The sequence below is a fragment of the Methylobacterium sp. P3_A11 genome (assembly GCF_056403155.1).
Genome location: NZ_JBFUGA010000088.1, coordinates 1 through 25422 on the forward strand (window position 1 = coordinate 1; position 25422 = coordinate 25422).

General features: G+C 71.1%; 24 protein-coding genes and 1 pseudogene. 19 read left to right on the forward strand and 6 right to left on the reverse strand.

Annotated elements, in window-relative coordinates; translation table 11 throughout:
• From AC1DXK_RS22915 to AC1DXK_RS22935, 5 genes are all read left to right on the forward strand, one after another.
• On the forward strand, positions 1–456 hold a 456-nt coding region (locus AC1DXK_RS22915), incomplete at its 5' end, for a pyridoxamine 5'-phosphate oxidase family protein (protein ID WP_477299160.1).
• A 251-nt stretch (positions 457–707) separates the two neighbouring features.
• The gene (locus AC1DXK_RS22920; protein WP_457107293.1) at positions 708–2399 is read left to right on the forward strand and encodes a methyl-accepting chemotaxis protein; all 1692 of its coding nucleotides are present in this window, start codon (positions 708–710) and stop codon (positions 2397–2399) included.
• Between the two features lie 116 nt (positions 2400–2515).
• Positions 2516–3412, forward strand: coding sequence for an EamA family transporter RarD (rarD, locus tag AC1DXK_RS22925; protein WP_457107294.1), 897 nt, complete (start codon positions 2516–2518; stop codon positions 3410–3412).
• 50 nt (positions 3413–3462) lie between these two features.
• Complete coding sequence (locus AC1DXK_RS22930; protein WP_457107295.1) at positions 3463–5853, forward strand: hybrid sensor histidine kinase/response regulator; 2391 nt, start codon at positions 3463–3465, stop codon at positions 5851–5853.
• Positions 5850–6131, forward strand: a complete 282-nt coding sequence (locus tag AC1DXK_RS22935) for a hypothetical protein (protein WP_457107296.1) — start codon at positions 5850–5852, stop codon at positions 6129–6131. The genes AC1DXK_RS22930 and AC1DXK_RS22935 overlap by 4 nt, the downstream gene beginning before the upstream one ends.
• A gap of 69 nt (positions 6132–6200) precedes the next feature.
• Here the strand turns inward: AC1DXK_RS22935 and AC1DXK_RS22940 are convergent, their stop codons facing one another.
• Both AC1DXK_RS22940 and AC1DXK_RS22945 read right to left on the reverse strand, forming a co-directional pair.
• Positions 6201–6467: a GCG_CRPN prefix-to-repeats domain-containing protein gene (locus AC1DXK_RS22940; protein ID WP_457107297.1), complete on the reverse strand. Its 267-nt coding sequence runs from the start codon at positions 6465–6467 to the stop codon at positions 6201–6203.
• A gap of 111 nt (positions 6468–6578) precedes the next feature.
• The gene (locus AC1DXK_RS22945; protein ID WP_457107298.1) at positions 6579–7601 is read right to left on the reverse strand and encodes a P1 family peptidase; all 1023 of its coding nucleotides are present in this window, start codon (positions 7599–7601) and stop codon (positions 6579–6581) included.
• A gap of 111 nt (positions 7602–7712) precedes the next feature.
• Between AC1DXK_RS22945 and AC1DXK_RS22950 the strand changes: the two genes are divergently transcribed.
• Positions 7713–8582, forward strand: a complete 870-nt coding sequence (locus AC1DXK_RS22950; RefSeq protein ID WP_457107299.1) for an NAD(P)-dependent oxidoreductase — start codon at positions 7713–7715, stop codon at positions 8580–8582.
• 160 nt (positions 8583–8742) lie between these two features.
• Positions 8743–9144, forward strand: coding sequence for a hypothetical protein (locus AC1DXK_RS22955; RefSeq protein ID WP_477299164.1), 402 nt, complete (start codon positions 8743–8745; stop codon positions 9142–9144).
• Positions 9145–9204: 60 nt separating this feature from the next.
• On the opposite strand, the gene AC1DXK_RS22960 is transcribed toward AC1DXK_RS22955, so the two are convergent.
• Positions 9205–10074 (reverse strand): S49 family peptidase, encoded by an 870-nt coding sequence (locus tag AC1DXK_RS22960; protein WP_477299166.1) that lies wholly within the window; start codon positions 10072–10074, stop codon positions 9205–9207.
• 218 nt (positions 10075–10292) lie between these two features.
• Between AC1DXK_RS22960 and AC1DXK_RS22965 the strand changes: the two genes are divergently transcribed.
• The 6 genes from AC1DXK_RS22965 to AC1DXK_RS22990 all read left to right on the forward strand — a co-directional run bounded on the left by AC1DXK_RS22965 (position 10293) and on the right by AC1DXK_RS22990 (position 15906).
• Entirely contained in the window at positions 10293–10640 is a 348-nt protein-coding gene (locus AC1DXK_RS22965) for a hypothetical protein (RefSeq protein WP_457107302.1), read from the forward strand.
• A 177-nt stretch (positions 10641–10817) separates the two neighbouring features.
• Positions 10818–13550 carry a DNA gyrase subunit A gene (gene gyrA, locus AC1DXK_RS22970; protein ID WP_457107303.1) on the forward strand — a complete coding sequence of 911 codons (2733 nt, stop codon included), beginning with the start codon at positions 10818–10820 and terminating at the stop codon, positions 13548–13550.
• Positions 13551–13800: 250 nt separating this feature from the next.
• On the forward strand, positions 13801–14304 hold the full coding sequence (gene coaD, locus AC1DXK_RS22975) for a pantetheine-phosphate adenylyltransferase (protein ID WP_457107304.1): 504 nt from the start codon (positions 13801–13803) through the stop codon (positions 14302–14304).
• A gap of 14 nt (positions 14305–14318) precedes the next feature.
• Positions 14319–14867 (forward strand): peptidylprolyl isomerase, encoded by a 549-nt coding sequence (locus tag AC1DXK_RS22980; RefSeq protein WP_457107305.1) that lies wholly within the window; start codon positions 14319–14321, stop codon positions 14865–14867.
• Between the two features lie 7 nt (positions 14868–14874).
• Positions 14875–15369, forward strand: a complete 495-nt coding sequence (locus AC1DXK_RS22985) for a hypothetical protein (RefSeq protein ID WP_457107306.1) — start codon at positions 14875–14877, stop codon at positions 15367–15369.
• Between the two features lie 78 nt (positions 15370–15447).
• Positions 15448–15906, forward strand: coding sequence for a peptidylprolyl isomerase (locus AC1DXK_RS22990; RefSeq protein WP_043352288.1), 459 nt, complete (start codon positions 15448–15450; stop codon positions 15904–15906).
• Positions 15907–15936: 30 nt separating this feature from the next.
• Here the strand turns inward: AC1DXK_RS22990 and mobA are convergent, their stop codons facing one another.
• From mobA to AC1DXK_RS23005, 3 genes are all read right to left on the reverse strand, one after another.
• Positions 15937–16533, reverse strand: coding sequence for a molybdenum cofactor guanylyltransferase MobA (mobA, locus tag AC1DXK_RS22995; RefSeq protein ID WP_457107307.1), 597 nt, complete (start codon positions 16531–16533; stop codon positions 15937–15939).
• A 4-nt stretch (positions 16534–16537) separates the two neighbouring features.
• A complete protein-coding gene (locus tag AC1DXK_RS23000) occupies positions 16538–17686 on the reverse strand; it encodes an Mrp/NBP35 family ATP-binding protein (protein ID WP_457107308.1) in 1149 nt (382 codons plus the stop codon).
• A 143-nt stretch (positions 17687–17829) separates the two neighbouring features.
• Positions 17830–18075: a hypothetical protein gene (locus AC1DXK_RS23005; RefSeq protein WP_457107315.1), complete on the reverse strand. Its 246-nt coding sequence runs from the start codon at positions 18073–18075 to the stop codon at positions 17830–17832.
• Between the two features lie 170 nt (positions 18076–18245).
• On the opposite strand from AC1DXK_RS23005, the gene AC1DXK_RS23010 reads away from it, so the two are divergent.
• The 6 genes and pseudogenes from AC1DXK_RS23010 to AC1DXK_RS23035 all read left to right on the forward strand — a co-directional run.
• Positions 18246–18749 (forward strand): pyridoxamine 5'-phosphate oxidase family protein, encoded by a 504-nt coding sequence (locus AC1DXK_RS23010; protein ID WP_457107309.1) that lies wholly within the window; start codon positions 18246–18248, stop codon positions 18747–18749.
• 123 nt (positions 18750–18872) lie between these two features.
• On the forward strand, positions 18873–20165 hold the full coding sequence (locus tag AC1DXK_RS23015; protein ID WP_457107310.1) for a nicotinate phosphoribosyltransferase: 1293 nt from the start codon (positions 18873–18875) through the stop codon (positions 20163–20165).
• Positions 20166–20277: 112 nt separating this feature from the next.
• A complete protein-coding gene (locus tag AC1DXK_RS23020; protein ID WP_457107311.1) occupies positions 20278–21732 on the forward strand; it encodes an MmgE/PrpD family protein in 1455 nt (484 codons plus the stop codon).
• A 113-nt stretch (positions 21733–21845) separates the two neighbouring features.
• Entirely contained in the window at positions 21846–23903 is a 2058-nt protein-coding gene (locus AC1DXK_RS23025; RefSeq protein ID WP_457107312.1) for an AI-2E family transporter, read from the forward strand.
• Positions 23904–23997: 94 nt separating this feature from the next.
• Positions 23998–24786, forward strand: a complete 789-nt coding sequence (hisN, locus tag AC1DXK_RS23030; protein ID WP_457107313.1) for a histidinol-phosphatase — start codon at positions 23998–24000, stop codon at positions 24784–24786.
• Between the two features lie 49 nt (positions 24787–24835).
• Positions 24836–25422: pseudogene (locus AC1DXK_RS23035) on the forward strand (hypothetical protein); the annotation flags it as partial.

Consider the following 25422-nt stretch of genomic DNA (forward strand, 5'->3'; position numbering starts at 1 on the left):
CGGCTGCGCACGGTGGTGCTGCGCGCCGCCGACCGCGCCGCAGGAACCCTCCGGTTCCACTGCGACCACCGCTCCGACAAGGCCGCCGAGATCCTGGCGAACCCGGCCTGCGCGCTGACGGCCTACGACGAGGCGACGAAGATCCAGATCCGCATCGAGGGCCGCGCCGCGCTGCACGTCGACGACGCAGTGGCCGAGGCGGCCTGGGCCGGGTCTCGGTCGATGAGCCGGGTCTGCTATGGGAGCGAACCTGGCCCAGGCACGGCCCTGCCGACGGGGGGCGCCTACGCCCTGCCGGACGAGGCCACGGCCGGGGCGCTGGGACGGCCGCACTTCGCCGCCGTGCTGGTCCGGGTGGAACGCCTGGATTTCCTCTACCTCGACCGCCGCGGCCACCGGCGCGCCGCCTGGCGCCGGAGCGGATCCACGTGGCAGGGCGGCTGGCTGGCCCCCTGACCATGGAGCCGACGGCGCACCACCGGGGAAGACCTCGCGCGCGGTAGCCCGCCGGCCCGCTGTCGGCCGACCGTTCGGAACGCCGTGCGATTCGACGCGCCGACGGTTGAACGTAAAATCAATCCACACGTCTGGGATGAAAGCTTGCGCAACCGTCCCATTCATCGTCCGATCCGTCCCAAGACCCGCGTTCGCAGTCGACTTCATAACCGGGCGACACATAAGCAGCGACCAGCGCGGAGCTTTAGCCAGTGCGTCGCCCCTTCAAGTTCCCCATTGCCGTCAAGATCGCCTTCGCGTTCGCCTTCATCGCGGTGAATGCGTTTGGTTTTCTTTGGCACATCTCCGAACGGATGACCGCGGCCGATACGGCCTATAGCGTCTATCTCGGCCACGACGCCACGGCGGCCGCGATGGCGGCACGCCTGGGGCGCGTGGTCTATCAGATGAGCTACGTGGCCTTCCGCACCCTCGGCGAGGCCGATCCGGACGAGTCGGACCGCATCGGCGCCGCGTTCGAACCCCTCCCGGCCGAAGCTTCGCGCCTCCTCGACGGCGTACGCCGGAACGCCCCGACATTCGACGATCGGACCGACCGGATCGCGATCCTCCTGGGCACCTACGCCGAACTCACCGGCGAGATGTGCGCCATGGCCAGGAAGGGCATGAGCGCCCAGGCCCTGACGCTCGCGCACAGGAAGGTTGATCCGCTCCAGAAGACGCTGTTCTTCGCGCTCGACGCCTTCGCGGACGATCTCGGCACGTCGATCCGCACGGGGTCCGCCGCCCTCAGCGCGGACACCCGCACGACCTTGTCGTGGGCGATCGGCCTGTCGGCAGGCGGCATCGCCGCCAGCATCCTGATCGGCGTCCTGGTGGTGAATGTCGGCGTCGCCCGGCCCCTCGGCAGGTTGACGGTGGCTCTGAAAGCCATGTCGGCCGGGCAGCTCGACGCGGAGGTCCCGGACGCGCGGCGCAGCGACGAGATCGGTGCCATCGGCACCGCCGTCGCGGGCATCAAGGCCCTCGTCGCGCGGAAGGCCACCGAGCAGGCGGAGACCGCGCGGCGTCAGGCCGAGGAAGCCACCGCCGACCGCAGCCGGACCCTGTTGCAGCTCGCCGAGGGCTTCGAGCTGACGGTGGGGCGCATCATCGGCTTGGTGTCGGAGTCGATCGTCGCCCTGCAGTCCACCGCCGGGACCCTGACCGTCACCGCGACGCAGACCGTCGACGAGTCCACGGCCGTCGCCGGCGCCGCCGAGACGGCCGCACGCGACGTCGGTACGGTGGCGGCCGCCGCCGAGGAGCTCGAAACCACCGTGGCGGAGATCGGCCAGCAGATCGGCGGCTCGGCCATCCTCGCTCAGAACGCCGTCGTCGAAGCGGATCGGACCGCGACCCTCGTGCAGGATCTCAGCGCCGCCGCCGCCAAGGTCGGCGCGGTGGTGGAGATGATCGGGGCCATCGCGGCCCAGACCAACCTGCTGGCGCTCAACGCCACCATCGAGGCGGCCCGCGCCGGAGAGGCGGGTCGGGGATTCGCGATCGTGGCGAGCGAGGTCAAGGATCTCGCCGCGCAGGCGGCCCGGGCGACGGGGGACGTCGCCGGAGAGATCGGCCGCATCCAGGGGGTGACCGATCAGGCGGTCACGGTGATCGCCGCGATCACCGCACGGATCCACGAGATCGACGCGGTCGCCGCCAGAGTCGCGGCTTCGGTGGCGCGGCAGGAGGCGGCCACCCAGGAGATCGCCCGCACCGTCGTGCAGGCTTCCGCCGGGACACGCGCGGTGACCGCCACCATGGCGTCCGTTGCCACCTCTGCGGGAGAAACCGGGACGGCTGCCGATCAGGTGCAGGCCTGCGCCGCCGCGCTGGCCCGGCAATCCGCGGACCTCGGCAGCGAGGTGCGGCACTTTCTCGCCACGATCCGGGCGGCGTGACCCCTCGACCGCGACCTCCGGATGGCAGCCCTGCGCGCCACCCCCTGACCCGGGCTGCGCGCCCAGGCTAAAGCCCGCGGACCCGGCCGCCCAACCGGGCCGACCGGGAGGACTCCGTGGGCCTCGTCTACGCGCTCGCCGCCTATCTGAGCTGGGGCCTGCTGGTCCCGGTGCATTTCCGGATGCTCGGGGCCTACACGCCCTACCATATCTTGGCCGAGCGGATCGTCTGGTCGAGCCTGTTCGCCGGGGCGTTGGCGCTGATCCTCGCGGCGCGCCACCGCCTGAACCTGCCGCTGCCCCTCAGGCCACGGCACGCCCTGCTGCTGCTCTCGGCCGCGATGATCGGCGTGAACTGGCTGCTCTACCTCTATGCGGTCAGCAGCGGACACCTGCTCGACGCGAGCCTCGGCTACTACATCAATCCCCTGGTCAGCGTGGCGTTCGGGCGGGTGGTGCTGGGCGAGCGGCTGCGTCCGGCGCAGGCCGTCGCGATCGGCATCGCCGCGACGGGCGTCGCCGTCGCGGTGGTGTGGGCCGGGGAACTGCCCCTGATGTCGCTGTCGCTGGCGGTGAGCTTCGCGCTCTACGGTCTCGCCCGGAAGATCGTCGGGGTCGACGCGCTGGTCGGGTTCCTGGCCGAGACCCTGCTGCTCCTGCCCGCCGCGATCGTCTGGCTCGTCCTCTCGCCCGAGCCGTTCCTGCCGGCCGCGCCGGGGGATCGCGCCCTCCTGATGCTCACGGGCGTGACCACCGCGCTGCCGCTGATCTGGTTCGCCGCCGCGGCTGTGCGTTTGCGGCTCACGACCCTCGGCCTGCTGCAATACGTGGCGCCGACCTGCCTGCTCCTCCTGAGCGTCCTCGTCTACGGTGAGCACGTCGCGCCGCACCGTGCGCTGATGCTCGCGCTGATCTGGGCGGCGCTCGCGCTCTACACGGTGGACGCCCTGCGGATCCGCAGGCCGCCGGCACCCGCTTCCGGACGGTCGGATCCGGATGCGATGCGTGTATAAGGAATACCGGGAAGCCGCCTCGGGGCGGATGGCGGGACAGCGTCGGGTCGATGAGCGAGACTGAGGGCGTGCCGGAGGCCGTCACGGAGGCCGATTACCGCAACCTCGCCGAGACGCTGCCGCAGCTTGCCTGGATCGCCGAGGCCGACGGCACGATCATCTGGTACAATCAGCGCTGGTACGACTATACCGGCACGTCCCTCGACGGGATGCAGGGATGGGGCTGGCGGTCCGTCCATCATCCGGAACACGTCGATGCGGTGACCGAGCGCTACCGGGCCGCGGTCACCCTGGGGCGCTCCTGGGAGGACACGTTCCCGCTGCGCGCGCGGGACGGCACCTATCGCTGGTTCCTGTCGAAGGCGATGCCGCACCGGGACCCGTCCGGGCGGATCCTGCGCTGGTACGGGACCAACACCGACATCACCGGCCGCCGGGCGGTCGAGGAGCGCCTGCGCCATTCCGAGCAGCGCTTCCGGGCGCTGGTGGACGCCTCGGCGGCGGTGATCTGGAACACCAATGCGGCCGGCGAGCTGACGCCGCCGCAGGTCCGCTGGAGCACCTATACCGGGCAGAGCGAGGAGGCCTACCAGGGCTGGGGCTGGCTGGACGCCGTCCATCCCGACGACCGGGGCCACGCCGCCGACGCCTGGGCGGCCTGCGTAGAGGCGCGCCAGATCTACGAGGTCGAGTACCGGTTGCGCCGCTTCGACGGGGCTTGGCGGGCCATGGAGGTGCGCGGCGTGCCGGTTCTCGCCGAGGACGGGACCCTGCGGGAATGGGTCGGCACCTGCATCGACGTCACGGATCGCAAGGAGGCCGAGGAGGCGGTGGAGCGCGCACGGCAGGCCGCCGAGGCGGCGAACCGGGCGAAGAGCCAGTTCATCGCCAACATGAGCCACGAGCTGCGCACGCCCCTCTCGGCGGTGATCGGCTATTCCGAGATGCTCGGCGAGGAGCTGGAGGATATCGGCCAGGCGGCCCTCCTGCCCGACCTGCGCAAGATCGAGGCGGCCGCGCGCCACCTGCTGTCGCTGATCAACGACGTCCTCGATATCTCGAAGATCGAGGCCGGCCGCATGACCGCCTCTGCCGAGACCTTCCCGGTGACGGAGCTGCTCCGGGACGTCTCCGACTCCACCGGCTCCCTGGTGGAGAAGAAGGGCAACCGCTTCGTGCTCGATACGGGCGCGGGGGACGGCGCCGACCTCGGCTCCATGCACCAGGACCAGACCAAGATCCGCCAGTGCCTCCTGAACCTGATCGGCAACGCCGCCAAGTTCACCGAGACGGGGACCATCACCCTGACGGTGCGCCGTCACCGGGAGTCGGGGGCGGACTGGCTGTCCTTCGCGGTGAGCGACACGGGCATCGGCCTGAGCGAGGAACAGATCGGGCGCCTGTTCGAGCGCTTCGTCCAGGCCGACGACTCGACCACGCGACAGTTCGGCGGCACGGGTCTCGGGCTCGCCATCACCCGCGCGTTCTGCCGGACGATGGGCGGCGACATCAGCGTCGCGAGCACACCGGGGGCGGGGGCGACCTTCACGATCCGCCTGCCCGCGATTCTGCAGCCCGAGGATGCGCCGCCGACCGAGGCCGAGCCCCACACCCCGGTGGAGCCGCACGAGGAGCACGAGACGGTGCTGCTGGTCGACGACGATCCGGCCGCCCGGGAGCTGCTCCAGCGCTTCCTGGAACGGGAGGGCTTCCACGTCCGCACCGCCAATGACGGGCGCGCCGGCCTGACGCTCGCCCGGGCGCTGCGGCCGCGGGCGATCCTGCTCGACGTCGAGATGCCGCGGATGGACGGCTGGGCGGTGCTGCACGCGGTGCGCAACGATCCCGAGCTGGCCGGGACGCCGGTGATCATGACCTCGGTGGTGGCCGAGCAGGGCCTCGGCCAGGCGCTCGGCGCCACCGACTACTTCGTCAAGCCGATCGACTGGGATCGCCTCAAGGGTCTGATGGAGCGCTACCGGCCGGAGGCGCCGGACGAGGCGCGCGTCCTCGTGGTCGATGACGACGCGGATGCCCGCGAGCGCCTGCGTCGGTCGCTGGGCCGAGAGGGCTGGACCGTCGACGAGGCGGAGAACGGCCGGATCGCCCTGGAGCGGGTCAGCCAGGCGCGGCCGAGCCTGATCCTCCTCGACCTGATGATGCCCGAGATGGACGGGTTCGGCTTCCTGCGGGCGCTGCGTGCGAGGCCCGACGGCGACGTGCCGGTGGTGGTTCTCACCGCCAAGGAGATCACCACCGCCGAGAAGGAGAGCCTGAACCGGCAAGCCGACCGGGTGATCGCCAAGGGCTCCATGAGCCTCGCGGAGATCGGGCGGCAACTGCGCGTGCTCTACGCGCGTTCGGCGAGCGAGCCGGTGCCGGGACAGCTTCAGGGCCTGATCGCGCAGCTCTCGAAGCAGGATGAAGGGGACAGACCATGAGCGAGAACGGGATCGATCCGGACAAGGCGGTGGCGATCCGCCTGCGGGCACGGCTCGCCGTGGTGGAGCGGGCGGCGTGGTTCGGCCTCGTTCACGCCATGAAGACGCGGCCGGCCGAGACCGAGGCCTACATCGCCTCCGAGCGGGCGCGCTGCACGGAGGGGTTCGGCGGCGGCGCCTGGGCCAAGGATCTCACCGATGCCGAGCGCAGAATGCTGGCCGAGGAGGTCGATGCCGGGCTGGCGCAGCTGATCGAGGATGCCCGGGCGGAGATCTGACACGCCTCCTCGAAGGGCGCGGCTCCGGCGACGGACGCCGCCCGTCGAACCGGGCGGCGTCGCATCGTGTCAGCGGTGGCAGTAGCCGCGCGGGCCGCGATACAGGCCGGGCGGGCAGCCGCCGGGGGCGCCGGTRACCGCCCGGCGCATGGCGCCCCGCGGGCCGCGATTCAGGCGGCAGCCGCCATAGGGTCCGCGATGCGCGCCGAACCCGCAGCCGCCGCGCACGAGGGTGATCGAGGCCTCGCCGCCGGTCAGGGGCGTCACGGGCATCGCCTGGGCTCCGCCGGCAAACAGCGCGACGGACGCGGCGACGATCAGGCCGGTCATTCTCATGAGGATCCCTCCCGATTGAAACAGGCCGCCGCCCGGGAAGGTCCGAACCGCGACACGGCCTTCGGCCGCGCCCGGTAACACCGTCTCCGGAACTTCGTTCCGCGCGGACGGTCAGGCGCCGAACACGTCGATCCAGGCCGGCGGCAGGCCCGTCCAAGATAGCGGCGGAGCGACCGCGCGATCCGGCAGAGTCCGGGCGCAGAACACCCCGCGAGCGATGGCGCGGGCCAGCACGCATGCCGCCGCATCGCCGAGGCGCGCGACGTCCACCACCGGGTCGTCGACCGCCACGGCGCCGGTGGCCGCCGCGAAGACGAGATCGCCGTCGAGGGGCGTGTGCGCCGGCACGAGGGCGCGGGCCAGGCCGTCCTGGGCCGCCACCGCGAGGCGCCGGCACTGGGCCTTGGTCAGCACCGCATCGGTCGCCACCACGGCGAGCGTCGTGGCGGAGCCGGGCAGGGCGCGCGCGGGGAAGGCGAGGGCCTGCGGCGGCACCCGATCCGGGAAGCCCAGGCCGCCGAACTCGGCGCCCTCCTCGAACGGCGCGGCCCAGAAATGCGGTCCGTCGCCGACCGTGGCATTGCCGAAGGCGTTCACGGCTGCCAGCGCACCGACCCGGAAACCGGTCCCCGGCACCGCGGCCGAGGCGGAGCCGATCCCGCCCTTCAGCCGGCCCGTGCGCGCCCCGGTCCCGGCGCCCACGGAGCCCAGGGCGAAGTCCGCCGCCGCGGCCGCGGCGGCCTGGAAGCCGAGTTCCCGATAGGGCGGATAGCGGCCCCACGCCTTGTCGCCCCCGTTCAGGAGATCGAACAGGATCGCGCCGGGCACGATCGGGACGCGCATCGCGCCCACCGGGAAACCCCGACCGGCCTCGGCGAGCCACGCCGTCACGCCGGCGGCCGCATCGAGACCGAAGGCCGAACCGCCCGACAGCACCAGCGCGTCGATCCGCTCGACCGTGCGCTCGGGATCGAGCAGGTCGGTCTCGCGGGTTCCCGGGCCGCCCCCGCGCACGTCCACGGCGGCGACCACCGGCGCGTCGAACAGGATCGCCGTGACGCCGCTGGCGATCTTCAGGTCGCTCGCGTGACCGACCCGCAGGCCGAGGATGTCGGTGATGCGGTTGCGCAGCATGGCGCCGACCTTGCCACGCCCGGCGATCGGCGCAAATCCGGCCGGGCGCTGTTGACCGACAGCCGGGCCTGCCCAGGTTGGCAGACGAGGGATCGCGCCGAGGAGCACACCATGGACGTCGGATTCATCGGGATGGGGCGGATGGGCCGCGGCATGGCGGCGAGCCTCGCGCGGGCCGGCCACCGGGTCCGGGCCTGGAACCGCACGCCGGAGGCCGCCCAGGGCATCGCAGGCGTCACCCCGGTGGGGAGCGCCGCGGAGGCCTTCGCGGGCGAGGTGGTGATCACCATGCTGGCCGACGACGCGGCCCTCGAAGCCGTGATCGTGGCGGGCGGCCTGCTCGACCGGCCGGAGCGCCCGGGCCTGCATATCGGCATGAGCACCGTCTCGGTGGCGCTGGCCGGCCAGCTCGCCGCCGTGCACGGGCGGGCGGGGGTCCCCTACATCTCGGCGCCGGTCTTCGGACGCCCGGACGTGGCGGAGGCCGGCAAGCTCAACATCGTGGCCGCGGGCGAGCCGGCCCTGATCGACCGCGCGTCGCCCCTCCTCGACGCCATGGGCGCCAGGACCTGGCGCTTCGGCGATGACCCGACACGGGCGAACGCCGTCAAACTCGCCGGCAACTTCATGTTGATCTCCGCCATCGAGGCCATGGCGGAGGCCTGCGCCCTCACGGAAGGCCACGGGGTTCCGGGGGCCGACTTCCTCGACCTGATGACCAACACGCTCTTCGCCTCACCGGTCTACAAGGGCTACGGCGCCTCGATCGCCGAGAACCGCTACGAGCCGCCGGGCTTCATCCTCAAGCTCGGCGCCAAGGACGTCCGGCTCGCCCTCCAGGCGGCGGAGAATGCCGGCGTGCCGATGCCCTTCGCCAGCGTCCTGCGCGACGGCCTCATCGAGGCGATCAGCCACGGCGACGGCGAGAAGGACCTCGCCGCTCTGGCGCGCGTCTCCGCGCGTCGTGCAGGGAAGGATTGAGGCCGCAGACAGCACTTCGCCTTTGTAGCGAGTTTTGACGGCTCCTTCAGTGTCCTCTCACAGTGTCCGTACGATCAATACGTACGGACACCACTATATACCCAGACGTCCTGACTCACGTCGCGCGGCGACACTGTCCACGAAGGTGATCCTGCTTGCGATGCTGGCGGCCTCGCGCACCGCCGGCGCCATCTGGATCACCGTGTCACGGCAGACGTTGTCGCATAGGGAGGCGCGGCAGTGCGCCGACGGCGAGCGCAATCTGCGGACCCTGGCGCTCGTCCTGGCGGCCCGCATGGACGGTGCGAAGGCGCATCTCGCCGGGACGCGCGTCGCGCGGGTGATCACGCCGAACCTGTCCGGCTTCGCCGAAGCGGGCGTGGTGGATGACGCGGTCGCCTGTTCCGGCGGGTTCGCCACGGTGTTCAGCTTCGTGCGGCGCAACCGAGGCCATCGCCAGCGGCCTCACCACCGTGTCGGGCGCCGCCCGGCGCTCGGCCCGGATGGCGCTCGACCGTCACCGAAGCGGCGCAGACCGTGGACGCCGTGGCGGCCGACCTAGGAAGCGAGATCGAGAACGTCCTCGCACAGGTCGCTGTCTGAGGCGGACGGCGCGGTGCGGTCAGAGCCCGTATCGGGCGAAGGCCGCGCGTTCCTCGAAGGCGGYCGCGGCCCCCTCGGCGAGCCCGATCCCGGCCTCGATTCCGCCCGGGGCGCCTCCGCGCCGCAGCAGGCGGGAGAGCAGGCCGCCCCGGGCCTCGGCCACGAGCCGCAGGTCGACCTTCTCGCCGAAACGTGCCCGCATCACGGTCCGCACGTCGCCCAGGGCATCGACGAGGCCGAGGGGCAGGGCCTGGCGCCCGGTCCAGACCGCGCCGGTGAACAGGTTCTCGGTGCGGTCCAGCTTCGGGCGCCGAGTTGTGACGAGGCTGGTGAATAGGTCCTGGACGTCGGCCTGAAGGCGCTTCAGGCGCTCCACGTCGGCGGGATCCTCCGGGCGGAACGGATCGAGCATCGACTTCGCCTCGCCCTGCGTGTGGACGCGGCGCTCGACGCCGAGCTTCTCCAGCAGGCCGTGGAAGCCGAACCCGGCCGAGACCACCCCGATCGACCCGACGATCGAGGTCGGATCGGCGACGATCTCGTCGGCCGCGCAGGCGATCATGTAGCCGCCGGAGGCCGCGACATCTTCCACGAAGGCGATCACCGGCAGTCCCTTCTCCTCGGCCAGCGCCCGGATGCGCCGATGGATCAGGTGCGACTGCGCGGGCGCGCCGCCGGGCGAGTTGATCACGAGGGCCACCGCCTTGGCCCCCGGCATCCCGAAGGCGCGCTCGAGGCTGCCGGCCACGCCGCCGATCGAGAGGCCAGGGCGAAACGGCGACACCGCCCCGATCGTGCCGGAGAGCCGGACCACGGCGACCCGCGGATGGCGGTCCCGGAAGCGGCGCGGCAGGAGGGCTCGAAGGGAGTCTGACAACGCGAACGCCATGGGGATCTTACGCGACTCGTCGAGGGGCAGGGCGGGGAGCCGCCCGGACAGGCTGAGCGGAAACTGGGTGTTCCTTAACCGCGCGCAAGGGTCGTGCGTCTGCGCAGTCAGGACGGATCGAACCGTTTGCCGACCTTGGCGGTTTCTGGCGGTGGCGCGCGAGGCGCGCCGGCCCGGTTCCGCTGGACTCGGACGGGTGCTCACACGGGAGAGAAACGATGCGACCCTGGCCAATCCTGGTCCTTCTCGCCGCGCTGCTCGGCGGCTTGGCGAGCGCGCCCGCGCGCGCGGCACCCCTTCCGGTCCCGGCGACAGCCGAGGCTACGGCGCCCGCACCCGCGGTGCAGCAGGCCCGTTGGCACTACCGGCGCCACTGGCATCGGCGCCATCACTGGCATCGGCATTGGCATCACCGGCATCACTGGCATCGTCGCCACCATTGGCGCCGCCACTACGGATACCGTCGCCACTACGGCTACCGGCATCACGGCTACCGGCACCACGGCTACCGGCACCACGCGTTCCGCGGCCGTGCCGTGGGCCACCGCCACCTCACGTTCTACTGAGCGAATTGACCTGCGTCCCGACCCCCGAGCGGGCCGGGACGCGACCTTGCGGGCGGCCTTGGAAAACCTTATTTAACCGTCTGATATCACTGCTCTTCCGCAAGGCCGTCCGGGCGCACCCTGCGTCACGTGGCCGCCGCGAGCACCGCCCGTCCGGGCCTCAGAACGGAAATCGACTTGGCCGAGAACGATCCGACTGGCGCCGCCCCGTCCGCCAGCGACATCCGCCCCGTCTCCATCACCGACGAGATGCGCCGCTCCTACCTCGATTACGCCATGAGCGTGATCGTGAGCCGGGCGCTTCCCGATGCCCGCGACGGGCTGAAGCCGGTGCACCGGCGCATCCTCTACTCCGCCTTCGAATCCGGGCACCTGCCCGAGCGGAAATACGTGAAGTCGGCGCGCATCGTCGGCGACGTGATCGGCCTCTACCACCCGCACGGCGACCAATCGATCTACGACGCCCTGGTGCGGATGGCGCAGGACTTCTCCATGCGCCTGATGCTCATCGACGGGCAGGGCAATTTCGGCTCGGTGGACGGCGATCCGCCGGCCGCCATGCGCTACACCGAATCGCGGCTCGCCAAGCCCGCCACCGCGCTGCTCTCCGACATCGACAAGAACACCGTTGATTTCCAGCCGAACTACGACGAATCGCGGGAGGAGCCCAAAGTCCTCCCGGCTCGGTTCCCGAACCTGCTAGCCAATGGCGCCGGCGGCATCGCGGTCGGCATGGCGACCAACATCCCGCCCCACAATCTGGGCGAGCTGATCGACGCCTGCGTGGCGCTGATCGACGAGCCGGGGCTGACCATCGAGCAGCTCACCGAGATCGTGCCCGGCCCGGATTTCCCCACCGGCGGCATGATCCTCGGCCGCGCCGGCACCCGGCAGGCCTACGCGACCGGGCGCGGCTCGGTGATCATGCGGGCCAAGTCGCATGTCGAGGAGCTACGCAAGGAGCGCGAGGCGCTGATCTTCACCGAGATCCCCTATCAGGTGAACAAGGCGACGCTGGTCGAGAAGATCGCCGAGCTGGTGAAGGAGAAGCGGGTCGAGGGCATCTCGGACCTGCGTGACGAATCCGATCGCTCCGGCATGCGCATCGTCGTCGAGATCAAGCGCGACGCCATGGCGGACGTCGTGCTGAACCAGCTCTACCGGTTCACGCCGCTGCAATCCTCCTTCGGCTGCAACATGGTGGCGCTGAACGGCGGCCGCCCCGAACTGATGAACCTGAAGGACCTCCTCCAGGCCTTCGTGGATTTCCGCGAGGAGGTCGTCTCCCGGCGCACCAAGTTCCTGCTCGGCAAGGCCCGCGAGCGCGCCCACGTCTTGTGCGGTCTGGCCATCGCGGTCGCCAACATCGACGAGGTGATCCGGCTGATCCGCACCTCGCCGGACCCGAACACGGCCCGCGAGGCCCTGATGGACCGCGACTGGCCAGCCTACGACATCGCGCCGCTGATCGCCCTGGTGGACGACCCGCGCCACCGGGTCGCTGAGGACGGGACCTACCGCCTGTCCGAGACCCAGGCCCGCGCCATCCTCGACCTACGCCTGCAGCGCCTCACGGCTCTCGGCCGCGACGAGGTCGGCGACGAGTTGAAGACACTCGCCGACGAGATCGCCGACTACCTCGACATTCTGCGCTCGCGCGTCCGCATCCAGGCGATCGTCAAGACCGAGCTGGCCGAGGTGCGCGCGCTCTTCGCCACCCCGCGCCGGACCGAGATCGTCGATTTCGACGGCAGCGTCGAGGACGAGGATCTGATCGCCCGCGAGGACATGGTGGTGACCGTGTCCCATGCCGGCTACGTCAAGCGCGTGCCGCTCTCGACCTACCGGGCACAGCGCCGAGGCGGGAAGGGCCGCTCCGGCATGGCGACCCGCGACGAGGATTTCGTCACCCGCCTGTTCGTGGCCAACACCCACACGCCGGTGCTGTTCTTCTCCAGCCAGGGCCAGGCCTACAAGGAGAAGGTCTGGCGCCTGCCCATGGCCGCCCCGAACGCCCGCGGCAAGGCGCTGGTCAACATCCTGCAGCTGCAGGACACCTCCGAGCGCATCACCACGATCATGCCGCTGCCCGAGGACGAGGCGTCCTGGGAGACGCTGGACGTGATGTTCGCGACCGCGAGCGGTAACGTCCGGCGCAACAAGCTGTCGGACTTCACCACGGTGAACCGCAACGGCAAGATCGCCATGAAGCTCGATCCGGGCGACCACATCGTCCATGTCGAGATCTGCCGGCCGGACCAGAACGTGCTGCTCACGACAGCGATGGGCCAGTGCATCCGCTTCCCCGTCGAGGACGTGCGCGTCTTCAAGGGCCGCGATTCCACCGGCGTGCGCGGCATCCTGCTGGCGAAGGACGACCGGGTCATCTCGATGACCATCCTGAACGCCTTCGACGCCACCGCCGAGGAGCGGGCCGGCTACCTGAAGATGCGCCGCGCCGTCACAGGCGAGGCGGAGGACGGTGTCGAGGCGGAGGCCGAGGACGGCGCCGAGGCCGCGGCGATCTCGCTCGACCGCTACAACGAGATGGGGGGCGCCGAGCAGTACGTGCTCACCCTGTCGGAGCGGGGCTTCGGCAAGCGCTCCTCGTCGTTCGAGTACCGGACCTCGGGACGCGGCGGAAAGGGCATCACGGCGATGCGGGTCAACGCCCGCAACGGCAGCCTCGTGGCATCCTTCCCCGTGGAGGCCTCCGACCAGATCATGCTGGTCACCGATGGCGGCCAGTTGATCCGCGTGCCGGTGGACGACATCCGGATCGTCGGCCGCGCCTCGCAGGGCGTGACGGTGTTCAACACCGCCAAGGACGAGAAGGTTGTCTCGGTGGAGCACATCGAGGGCGAGGACGAGGGCGCCGAAGCCGGTGCAGAGGGAGGCGAGGAGGCCTGAGGCCGCGCTCGCGTCGGCGCAGATGCGCAGCGGAGTCCTGCGCTGGGTCCCGGGTCGCATTCCGCTGTCGCTACATGCGCCCGGGAAAGGGTAGCGTTTCATTCTCGAGCGCGCCCTTTCCCGGACAGGTGGAGCATCAGCGGAACCTGATCCGGGATCCAGCGCAAAGAGCGCCGCGCCAGCGGCTCACCATGGCCCCGCTTCCGCCCCAGGTTCCGTCCGGCGCGAAAATGCTCTAGGTCGGGTCGCGATGACCCGCACCGCCCTCTATGCCGGCTCCTTCGATCCGGTCACGAACGGCCATCTCGACGTGGTCCGCCAAGCCTGTCGGCTGGTGGACCGCCTCGTGATCGCCATCGGCGTGCATCCCGGCAAGGCGCCTCTGTTCTCCGCCGAGGAGCGGGCGGCGCTCCTCACCGAGACCTGCGGGCCGGTGGCCCAGGCCGAGGGCGCGACGCTGGAGATCGTCACCTTCAACGATCTCGCCGTCTCGGCCGCCCGGCGCAGCGGTGCCGCGCTGTTCATCCGCGGCCTGCGCGACGGCACCGACCTCGATTACGAGATGCAGCTCGCGGGCATGAACGGCGCCATGGCGCCGGAGGTGCAGACCGTGTTCCTGCCGGCGTCGATTCAGGTCCGCCCGATCACCGCGACGCTGGTGCGCCAGATCGCCGGCATGGGCGGGGATGTCTCGCCCTTCGTGCCCGCCGCCGTGGCCGCGCGCCTCCGGCAGCGCTTCGCCGCCCATTCCTGAGACTGGAAGGTCCTATGAACCGACGCCACGCCCTCCTCGCGCTCGCCCTCACGCTGGGCACCGCCAACGCGGCCTGGGCCGCCGACGCCAACACCGTCTATCTCCAGACCAAGGACGGCCGGATCACCGTCGAGCTGCGACCGGACCTGGCGCCCAGGCACGTCAAGCAGATCAAGACGCTGGTCTCCCAGGGCTTCTACAACGGCCTGAAGTTCCACCGCGTCATCGACGGCTTCATGGCCCAGACCGGCGACCCGAAGGGCAACGGCACCGGCGGCTCCAGCCTGCCGAACATCCCGGCGGAGTTCTCGCAGACCGCGCAGTTCCGCCGCGGCACGGTGGGCATGGCCCGCTCGCAGGACCCGAACTCGGCGAACTCGCAGTTCTTCATCTGCCTGGGAGACGCGCCGTTCCTCAACGGCCAGTACACGATCGTCGGCAACGTCACGGACGGGCTCGACGTGCTCGACAAGATCAAGAAGGCCGCGCCCGGTGCGCCGGGCGGTGCCGTGCAGGATCCCGACAAGATCGTCAGCATGACCCTCGCCGATAAGGCCAAGTAGCGGCCGCATGCACGGCCGGCGCGCCGCCTCGATCCTGCTGCTGAGCCTGATCCCGGCGGCGGCGGCGGCCTACGATGTGCCCTTCTACGGCTACGCGTACGAGCCGGGGGGCGGCTATCCGTTGAGCCTGCCGCAGACCCTGCGCGCCACGATCGCGGTGCCGGTGTCGCGGATGGCGACGCGGCCTGCCGACACTTTGGCCGAACTCTATCCGGCGCTCGCCGCCTGCTGGCAGGCGCCGGTCGGGCTCGACCGCCCCAGCGGCGGGGCCGACGCCTTCGAGATCACCCTGCGGCTCGCGCTCAAGCGTGACGGCAGCCTGATCGGGCCGCCGCGCGTCACCTACGCCGCCGGCGTCGCGGGCGATCAGCGGACGACCCTGGTGCGCGGGACCCTCGACGCCCTGGCGCGCTGCACCCCGGTCCACATCACGCCGGGCCTCGGCCGGGCGATCGCGGGCCGGCCTGTGGCGCTCCGCTTCGTCTACCGCCCGCCGGCCTGACCGCCGGCGATCCCCTCAGGGCGCTGGCCGGATCCGGCGCGCGCCGATACAGTTCTCCCCAACCGGAAGGAAAGACATATGGCCGACAACGAGACCATCGTACTGGAGACCACCAAGGGCCGCGTCGTGATCGCGCTGCGTCCCGACCTCGCCCCGGGCCACGTCGAGCGGATCAAGACGCTCGCCGCCCAGGGCTTCTACGACGGCGTGCCGTTCCACCGGGTGATCGACGGGTTCATGGCCCAGACGGGCGACCCGACGGGCACCGGCTCGGGCGGCTCGGACCTGCCGGACCTGAAGGCCGAGTTCAACGCCGAGCCGCACGTGCGCGGCACCTGCTCCATGGCGCGGACCAACTTCCCGCACTCGGCGAACTCGCAGTTCTTCATCTGCTTCGACGACGCCCGCTTCCTCGACAAGCAGTACACGGTGTGGGGCAAGGTCGTGGAAGGCATGGACGTGGTCGACACGATCAACAAGGGCGAGCCGCCGCGCTCGCCGGACAAGATCGTGAAGGCGACCGTCGGCGCCGCCTGAAGCGGGTCTGAGAACGGGCCGCCCGTAGCCTTACGGGCGGCCTGATTCCGCCGCCGCCAGATCCTCCGGCGAATTGATGTTGAGGAATGGGTCCACCGGTTCGACCGGCCACGTTGCCGTCGCGGCCCCGTGCCGCGCGATGAAGCCGCCAACGCGCCGCTCGCCCCGCTCCAGAAAAGCCCGCAGATCGTCCCGCAGGGCCGTCGGCCAGAGGGCGATCGTGTAGTGCTGGCGTGCCCCTGACGCTGCCAGAGCGATGCCGTCGTCCGGAGCGGCTCCGAGCAGCCGGGCCACCAGATCCTCAGGCAGGAACGGCGCGTCGCCCGACACGCTCACCATCCGCGCGATGCCCTGCGCCGCCGCGTGCTCCAGCCCGGCGAGGATGCCGGCGAGCGGTCCCGGCTGATCCGGAACGGGGTCCGGCAGCACCGGCCCGGGAAACCCGGAGAACCGCGCCGGGTCGCCGTTGGCGCTGAGCGCCAGCCCCGCGCCGCATTGCGGCCCGAGCCGTTCGACCACCCGCTCCAGCAGCGTCCGCCCCCCGAGCCGCAGCAGCGGCTTGTCGCCGCCGCCCATGCGCCGCGCCCGTCCGCCGGCCAGGATCAGGCCCAGGACGGGCGGCGCCATCGCCTCACTCGAAAACGATCTTCGGGGCCGTGCGCCCGGCCGGCGCGCCGGACAGGTTCGCCCAGAGCTGAGCGGCGATCTCCCGGTAGACCTTGGCGTGCGGCCCGTCCGGGTCGGTGGCCACCACCGGCCGGCCGGCATCCGAGGTCTCCCGGATGGTCATGTCGAGGGGCACCTCGCCGAGGAACGGCACGCCGAGGCGCTGCGCCTCGATGCGCGCACCGCCATGCCCGAAGATGTGGGAGGCGTGGCCGCAATTCGGGCAGACGAAGGTCGCCATGTTCTCGATCACGCCGAGGATCGGCACCGCGACCTTCTTGAACATGGTCACGCCGCGCCGCGCGTCGATCAGCGCGAGGTCCTGGGGCGTCGAGACGATCACGGCGCCCGAGAGCGGCGTCGCCTGCGCCATGGTGAGCTGGGCGTCGCCGGTGCCGGGGGGCATGTCGACGAGCAGCACGTCGAGCTCGCCCCAGAGCACGTCGCGCAGCATCTGGGTGATGGCCGACTGCACCATCGGCCCGCGCCAGATCATCGCCGTCTCGGGCTCGATCAGGAAGCCGATCGACATGACCTTGAGCCCGTAGCCGACCATCGGCTCCATGGCCTTGTTGTCGACGACATTCGGCTTGCCCGAGAGGCCGAACAGCTTCGGCACGGACGGGCCGTAGATGTCGGCGTCGAGGAGGCCGACCTTCAGCCCCTGCGCCTGGAGCGCCAGGGCGAGGTTGCAGGCGGTGGTGGACTTGCCGACGCCGCCCTTGCCGGAGGCGACCGCCACGATGTGGCGCACGCCCGCGATCTGCGGCCCCTGGTTCGGCGGCGCGCCGGGCCGCGGTGGCGCGACCGGCGGCGGCGTCACGGGCCGCGGGGCGGCGCTGCTCTGGGCCGGATGGCTCTGATCTCGCTCGGAGGTGAGGCTCGCGAACACCCCCGAAACGCCCGGCATCTGCAGGACCCGGCCCTCCGCCTGCCGCCGCACCGGCTCGAAGCGCTCGGCCTCGCTGGGATCGACCAGGATCGAGAACATCACGCGGCTGTTCGGATCGACCACGACCTGGGACAGCCGGCCGGAGCCCGGCAGGGTGGTGCCGGCGGCATCGACGGTGACGCTGGCGAGCGCCTTCAGCACGTCGTCGCGGGTGATCGCCAAGATGTCCTCCAGCGGGCAAACAGGTATGCCAGTGCATGTAACCGAGCGGGCCGAGAACACCAGACCCCGGCCCTGCAATCGCTCATCGCGCCGAGCACCGACGTCCCTGCGGTCGTCCCCGCCGGGCGGCCAGCCGGTTCGCGTCAATGCGGGCGGGCAATGAGGTTGCATTCCTCCATGGGGCCGCGCACCACGCTCCCGTCGCCGCGCCTGTAAACTCCGTGGCGCAGGCGGCGGCAGCCGAGCGGGCCGCGCAGGCGCTTCACGCGCTCGACATGGACGCTGCCGGTGCGCCGGTTCGAGAAGTCATGGCCGCCGATGCGCACGCCCGGGCCGAAGCGCACCTCGGCGGCGGCCGGCAGCACGCGGAGGCCGGACCCGGCCAGCATCAGGAAGGCCGCTGCGCGGCCGATCACCCGAAGACGCGTCATCCGAACCTCCTCGCCGCGCGGGCAAGCTGAACCAACGGGAGACTGATCCGTTGTCGGGGCAGCCTTCAGGCAGGGCACCCCTCCGGAGACCCCGCCGGGACCGACACGACGCGTAGGAGACCACTTTCATGCATCAGGGCAACCACCGCGACCACGCGGGCGCGAAGAAGCTGTTCGAGCTCATCAAGGACGTGAAGATCGCCATGATGACCACCGTCGATTCCGACGGCACGCTCAACAGCCGCCCGATGTGGAACAACGACGCCGACGAGAACGGCGACCTGTGGTTCTTCACCAAGCTGCACTCGCCCAAGACGGCGGAGATCAGCCGGGACAACCAGATCAACCTCGCCTATTCCGACCCGTCGAGCCAGAACTACGTCTCGGTGGCCGGCAAGGCCGAGATCGTCCGTGATCAAGCGATCATCGACGCGAAGTGGAATGAGAGCCTGAAGACCTGGTTCCCGAACGGCAAGAACGATCCCGAGGTCGCGCTGATCCGCGTCCATCCGGAGAAGGGCGAGTACTGGGACAGCCCGAACAGCACGATGCTGCACCTCTACGGCTACGTGAAGGCCTCGCTCACCGGCGAGAGCCCCAAGACCGAAACCAAGAAGGTCGATCTCGCCTGAGGGCTCGGTTTCAGGCAGCACAGGTTGCGCGGGCGGTCTCCGGCAGGAGGCCGCCCGTCTTCTTGACGGGCGCAGGTTCGGCATGCGCTCTGCGCCTTCGAAGCGCGACAGAGTGCGAAGAGAATGCTCGATCTGGCGAAGCGGGTCTACGATCACAGCTTCCGCATCGACCCGATCGTGCGGTCGCTGCTCGATACCGATTTCTACAAGCTGCTGATGGCGCAGACGATCCTGCGCCGGCACCCCGACATCCAGACCACCTTCGGCATCACCAACCGCACACGGCGCATCCGCATCGCCGACGAGGTGGATGCCGGGCTGCTCCGGGAGCAGCTCGACCATGCCCGCAGCCTGCGCCTGAGCAAGGGCGAGATCACGTGGCTGCGCGGCAACGTCTTCCGCGGCCAGGGACGCATCCTCGGCCCGGAATTCGTGAGCTGGTTCGAGGGCTTCCAGCTCCCGGAGTACGAACTCGCCGTCCATGACGGCCAGTACGAGCTGACCTTCCACGGGCGCTGGATCGAGACCACCATGTGGGAGGTCCCGGCTCTGGCGATCCTCAACGAGTTGCGGGCGCGCGCCGTGCTGCGGGGCCTCGGCAAGCTCGACCTGCAGGTGCTCTACGCCCGGGCCATGACACGGGTCTGGGAGAAGATCGAGCGACTGCAGAAGCTGCCGGACCTGTCGGTGGCGGATTTCGGCACGCGCCGCCGACACGGCTTCCTGTGGCAGGACTGGTGCGTGCAGGCCATGGCGGAGGGCCTCGGCGGCGCGTTCCTCGGCACCTCGAACTGCCTGATCGCTGCCCGGCAGGAGGTCGAGCCGGTGGGCACGAACGCCCACGAACTGCCGATGGTCTACGCGGCGCTGGCCGAGGACGACGCGGCGCTCGCCGCCGCGCCCTACGCCGTGCTCGCCGACTGGCAGGAGGATTACGGCGGCAACCTGCTGGTGATCCTGCCCGACACCTACGGCACCACCGGGTTCCTGGCGAACGCGCCAGACTGGGTGAGCGACTGGACCGGGATCCGCATCGACTCGAAGGATCCGATCGAGGGCGGCGAGGAGGTGATCCGCTTCTGGCAGGCGCGCGGATGCGACCCCCGGGACAAGCTCGCGATCTTCTCCGACGGGCTCGACATCGACGAGATCGAGCGCATCCATGCCCGGTTCCACGGGCGCATGCGTATCGGCTACGGCTGGGGCACGCTGCTCACCAACGATTTCCGTGGCCTCCTGCCGGACGGTAAGCTCGATCCGGTCTCCATCGTCTGCAAGGTTACCGAAGCCGACGGCCGGCCAACCGTGAAGCTCTCCGACAATCCCACCAAGGCGCAGGGACCGGCCGACGAGGTCGCCCGCTACCGGCGGGTCTTCTCGGTGGGCGAGCAGGAGGCGCTGCCCGTGGTGGTGTGAGCCGGTGTCAGAGCCGGCAGGGTGAAACCCGCGGGCTGACGCGCGGTGACTGAATTCATTATCATGTCGGCCAACCGGAGCCGCCGCGGGCGGCCCTGTCTGGGAGAACGCCATGTCGATGAATCGCCGCTCGCTCATCGGGGCCGCGGGCCTCGCCCTCGCGACGCCCGCCCTGCAGGGCGGGCAGGCCGCGGACGCCGTGAAGCCGGCCGCGAAGGCGGCCCCGCCGCACGTCACGAAGATCCTCGCMCGGTGGATCCTCGGCTCGTCCTACGACTCGCTGCCCGATCCCGTCCGCCGCGAGGGCGTGCGCAGCTTCCTCAACTGGGTCGGCGTGGCGATCGGTGGCTCCCACCATGAGACCGTGGACGTGGCGGTCTCGGCACTGCAGCCGTTCTCGGGGCCGCCGCAGGCCGGGCTGTTCGGCCGGACCGAGCGCTTCGACATCATGAACGCCGCCTTCCTCAACGGCGTATCGAGCCACATCTTCGACTTCGACGACACCCACCTGAAGACGATCATCCACCCGGCCGGCCCGGTCGCGTCGGCGATCCTGGCCTACGCGGCGATGAAGCCGGTCTCCGGCAAGGATTTCCTCGACGCGCTGGTGGTCGGGATCGAGACCGAGTGCCGGATCGGCAACGCCGTCTACCCGAACCACTACGATGCCGGCTGGCACATCACCGGCACCGCGGGGGTGTTCGGAGCGGCGGCCGCCGCGGGCAAGCTGATGGGGCTGACCGAGCAGCAGATGGTCTACGCTCTGGGGCTCGCCGCTTCGCAGCCGGTGGGCCTGCGCGAGTCGTTCGGCTCCATGAACAAGAGCTTCAATCCCGGCCGTGCCGCATCCAACGGCCTGTTTGCGGCGATCCTGGCTGGGAAGGGCTTCACCTCGTCGGACGGCATGATCGAGGCCAAGCGCGGCTGGGCCAACACGATCTCCACCAAGCAGGACTGGTCCGAGATCACCGAGGGCCTCGGCACCCGCTACGAGGCGCAGCTCAACACCTACAAGCCCTTCGCCTGCGGTATCGTCATGCATCCGACGATCGACGCCGCGATCCAGATCCGCGACACGGACCACGTCAGGCCGGAGGACATCGCCCGGGTCGACCTCAAGGTCCACCCGCTGGTGCTGGAGCTGACCGGCAAGACCGCACCGAAGACCGGCCTAGAGGGCAAGTTCAGCATCTACCACGCGGCCGCGGTGGCCTTCGTGGAGGGCGCGGGCGGCGAGAAGCAGTTCAGCGACCGGGCGGTGAACGACCCGCGCGTGGTTGCGCTGCGCCAGAAGGTCGTCCCGGTGATCACCCCCGGCGTCGATCCCGCGCAGGTCGACATGACCGTGACGCTGAACGACGGACGGACCTTCCACCGGCACATCGAGCATGCCATCGGCAGCGTCGAGAAGCCGATGTCCGACGCGCAGCTGGAGGCGAAGTTTGCCGATCTCGCCGCCGGCGTCCTGCCGGAGGCGCAGGCCAAGCGGGTGATGCAGCTCTGCTGGTCGCTGCCCGAACTCAAGGATGCGGGCGACGTGGCCCGGGCCGGCGTAGCGGGGGCGTAACGGCTCCGTGACGTCCGCGGGATCGTTTTCGGTCCCCGTGCCGTTCCCCGTTCGCGAGGCGGCCGTCGCTCCGGCGGCGCCCCGCGCGTAGCGTTCGGAACCCGGAACACGGAATGGGCACGAGCACCCCGGTCGGGGTCGAATCGGCGGCGCGCCGCGGAAACCCCGTGATCCCACCGCCGCCGACACGCGTGGCAGCGGCCGAAACCCCGCGGGCCGCCATGGCATCGCCGGTGGTGGTCGGCGCCACCATCATCGCGGCCCTGTATTTCGGCCGCGAGATCTTCATCCCGATCGCGATCGCGCTGCTGCTGTCCTTCGTGCTGACGCCGCTGGTGAACCGCCTGCGGCGGCTGCGGCTGCCGCGGATCGCGGCGGTCGCCGTCAGCGTGCTCCTGACGGTCGGCATCGTGGCGGCGCTCGCGACCCTGATCGGCATCCAGGCCGCCGACCTCGCGGGCGACATCCCCCGCTACAGGGCGACGATCGAGCACAAGGTCGAGGGACTGCGCGACTCGCCCGTCGGGCACGCCACCGCGTATGTCGCCAATATCGGCCGCGCGCTCCACGGCGGCGCCAAGGAGGCGGGCAGCGCCGAGCCGCAGCAGCCGGCCCCGCCACCGCAGCCCAGCGCGGATCAGGCCCAGCCGGCGCCGCAGCCCGTCCTGGTCGAGATCACCGCGCGGCCTCCGGGTCCGCTGGAGATGCTATCGACCGTGCTGACGCCGGTGATGCATCCGCTCGCCACGGTCGGAATCGTCTTCATCGTTCTGCTGTTCGTACTGATGCAGCGCGAGGATCTGCGCGACCGCATGATCCGGCTCGCGGGATCGAGCGACCTGCACCGAACCACCGTGGCGATGGACGACGCCGCCCGACGACTCAGCCGCTACTTCGTCGTCCAGCTCGCCCTGAATGCCGCCTTCGGCATCGTGATCGGCATCGGCCTGTACGTGATCGGCGTGCCGAACCCGGTGCTCTGGGCGATCTTCGCGGCCCTGATGCGCTTCGTGCCCTATCTCGGGGCCGTCCTGTCGGCGCTGCTGCCGATGGCCCTGGCCGCCGCGGTCGATCCCGGCTGGAACATGACGATCGCCGTGGCGATCCTGTTCGTCATCCTGGAGCCGCTCACCGGCCAGGTGTTCGAGCCGGTCTTCTACGGGCAGTCGACCGGGCTCTCGCCCTTCGCAATCCTCGTCTCGGCCCTGTTCTGGACGTGGTTGTGGGGGCCGGTCGGCCTGCTGCTCTCGACCCCGCTCACCGTCTGCCTCGTGGTGCTGGGCCGCCACGTCGAGCCCCTGGAATTCCTGGACGTGCTGTTCGGGGACAGGCCGGCGCTGACGCCCGTGCAGAACTTCTACCAGCGGATCCTGGCGGGCGATTCCGAGGAGGTGCTGGGTCATGCCGAGCTGATCCTGCAGCAATGCGCCCTTTCGTCCTACTACGACGACGTCGTCCTCAAGGCGCTGGAACTCGCCGCCCGCGACGCGGCCCGGGGGGTGCTGACTGCGCAGCAGAAGGGGGCGATGCGGACTGCACTCGCCGAATTGATCGCCGATCTCGCGGATCGGAGCGATGCCGTCGAGGGCGCCTCCGGCGACGGGGCGGAGGGCGCCTGCAGCCCCGAGCCGGTGGGGCCGCCCCCGGAGGCGCTGCCCGCGGCCTGGACGCGCCCGGGCGCGGTCCTGTGCGTCGCCGGGCGCGGCTTCCTGGACGAGGCCGCCGCCGCCATCCTGGCGCAGATCCTCGAGAAGCGCGGGCTCGGCGTCCGCGCCGTGCCCTTCGCGGAGGCGGCCTCGGCACGGATCGGGCGCTTCGAGCCGGGTCCGGCGCGCATGGCCTGCGTGGTCTCCCTGGCGCTCGACGGTGAGCCGACCCATCTGCGCCGGCTGATCCGGCGCCTGAGGGACCGGGTTCCGGGCCTGCCGATCCTGATCGGCCTCTGGCTCGCCCAGGACACCGATTCCAGCGAATCCACCGGTTTCGTGGGTGCCGCACGGCGCGGGGCAGAGGCTGACGGGCAGGTGGGCTCGCTGCGCGAAGCCGTCGAGGCGGTGCTCGCGGCCGCGCAGGTGGACGTGACCGGGGACGCCGCGGCCGGTTCGGCGCCCGACCGCGGCGCGGACGCGGAATCGGGGGCGACCGGCCACCCGGCACCGGCCGTGGCATGAGCCAGGGGGGCTTGACGGGCGGGGGCGCGCCCCGGTTTCGTCGGGACCGGCCGGTTGGCCGGACGGCCTGCGGGCGGAACAGGGAAGAGAATCGATGAGCGTCGTCGAACTCGGGCGGTTCATGGACGACCTCGCGGACGCGTCCGGGAAGGCGATCCTGCCGTTCTTCCGCGCCCAGTTCGGCTTGGACGACAAGGCCCGCGGGGGCGCCCCATTCGATCCGGTCACCGAGGCCGACCGGGCGGCCGAGGTCGTGCTCCGCGCGATGATCGCCCAGACCTTCCCGAGCCACGGGATCCTCGGCGAGGAATTCGGGTCCGAGCGCACCGACGCCGAATGCGTCTGGGTGCTCGACCCGATCGACGGCACGCGCGCCTTTATCGGAGGCTTGCCAACCTGGGGCACGCTCATCGGGCTGACCCGCAACGGCGCGCCGGTGCGCGGGATGATGCACCAGCCCTACCTCGCGGAGCGCTTTACCGGCGACGGGGCCAGCGCGCGCCTGCGCACGCCTGCGGGGGAACGGACCCTGCTCACCCGGCGCTGCGGAGATCTCGCCCAGGCGATCCTGGCGACCACGGATCCCCGGCTGTTCGCGGCCGGCGCGGAGGCCGAGGGCTTCCGGGCGCTCGAAGACCGGGTCCGGATGTCCCGCTACGGCGCCGATTGCTACGCCTACTGCATGCTGGCGGCCGGCCAGATCGACCTCGTCGTCGAGGCGGGTCTCAAGCCCTACGACATCGTCGCGCTGATCCCGATCGTCGAGGGGGCCGGGGGGCGGGTCACGGCCTGGGATGGCGGCCCGGCCGCCGGCGGCGGCCGGATCGTGGCGGCGGGCGATCTGCGGCTGCACGCGGCGGCGCTCAAGGTGCTGAATCCGTGACGGGCTCCGGAACACGGGACAGGGTGCGCCGCCGCGCAGGACGGTGCGCGTGCTGCTGAAGGCCCTCGTCCTGCTCACGAGCCTGATCCCCCGCACGGAGGCGGGGGCCGAGACCGTGTTGCGCGCCCTCACGCCCCCCGCGGCGGCAGTCGCGTCTCCGGACGCGGAGCCGCCGCGCTTCGATCCCGCGACCCGCTCCGTCTCCAACTGGCACGCGCAGACCGGCGCGCAGCTGATGCCGCGGGCGCTGGCGGTCACGGCCTCGCTGGCCGCGGACTCGCCCTACGTCGCCCGCTGCGTCCGGCTCAACAACGGCTGGTGCATTAAGTCCGCCCGCTGGCCCGGCGAGATCGGGGCCGACGGGGAGGGCCACACCGCCTTCGCCACCCTGGACGACGGCGCCGACGCGGCGGCAAGCCTGCTGCGGCGCTACTACCGCGATTACGGCCGGCGCACGGCCCTCGCCATCGTGCGCCGCTGGGCGCCGGCCGAGTGCCGGGTCGCGTCCGCGCCCGGGCGGCCGGGGAGGGCGGTGGCGACGCCCGCCGTCTCGGCGGCCCTGGCGCCCCGAGGCCTCGGGCGGACCCTGCGCGCCCGCTTCCTCGCCACCCACAGGCCCGGCGGGGCAACCCGCGG

Coding starts and splice junctions, on each gene's coding strand:
- AC1DXK_RS22930 (WP_457107295.1), top strand. CDS start 3,463: ATGAGCGAGACTGAGGGCGTGCCGGAGGCCGTCACGGAGGCCGATTAC.
- AC1DXK_RS22935 (WP_457107296.1), top strand. CDS start 5,850: ATGAGCGAGAACGGGATCGATCCGGACAAGGCGGTGGCGATCCGCCTG.
- AC1DXK_RS22945 (WP_457107298.1), bottom strand. CDS start 7,601: ATGCTGCGCAACCGCATCACCGACATCCTCGGCCTGCGGGTCGGTCAC.
- AC1DXK_RS22950 (WP_457107299.1), top strand. CDS start 7,713: ATGGACGTCGGATTCATCGGGATGGGGCGGATGGGCCGCGGCATGGCG.
- AC1DXK_RS22955 (WP_477299164.1), top strand. CDS start 8,743: ATGCTGGCGGCCTCGCGCACCGCCGGCGCCATCTGGATCACCGTGTCA.
- AC1DXK_RS22965 (WP_457107302.1), top strand. CDS start 10,293: ATGCGACCCTGGCCAATCCTGGTCCTTCTCGCCGCGCTGCTCGGCGGC.
- coaD (WP_457107304.1), top strand. CDS start 13,801: ATGACCCGCACCGCCCTCTATGCCGGCTCCTTCGATCCGGTCACGAAC.
- AC1DXK_RS22980 (WP_457107305.1), top strand. CDS start 14,319: ATGAACCGACGCCACGCCCTCCTCGCGCTCGCCCTCACGCTGGGCACC.
- AC1DXK_RS22985 (WP_457107306.1), top strand. CDS start 14,875: ATGCACGGCCGGCGCGCCGCCTCGATCCTGCTGCTGAGCCTGATCCCG.
- AC1DXK_RS22990 (WP_043352288.1), top strand. CDS start 15,448: ATGGCCGACAACGAGACCATCGTACTGGAGACCACCAAGGGCCGCGTC.
- mobA (WP_457107307.1), bottom strand. CDS start 16,533: ATGGCGCCGCCCGTCCTGGGCCTGATCCTGGCCGGCGGACGGGCGCGG.
- AC1DXK_RS23005 (WP_457107315.1), bottom strand. CDS start 18,075: ATGCTGGCCGGGTCCGGCCTCCGCGTGCTGCCGGCCGCCGCCGAGGTG.
- AC1DXK_RS23010 (WP_457107309.1), top strand. CDS start 18,246: ATGCATCAGGGCAACCACCGCGACCACGCGGGCGCGAAGAAGCTGTTC.
- AC1DXK_RS23015 (WP_457107310.1), top strand. CDS start 18,873: ATGCTCGATCTGGCGAAGCGGGTCTACGATCACAGCTTCCGCATCGAC.
- AC1DXK_RS23025 (WP_457107312.1), top strand. CDS start 21,846: ATGGGCACGAGCACCCCGGTCGGGGTCGAATCGGCGGCGCGCCGCGGA.
- hisN (WP_457107313.1), top strand. CDS start 23,998: ATGAGCGTCGTCGAACTCGGGCGGTTCATGGACGACCTCGCGGACGCG.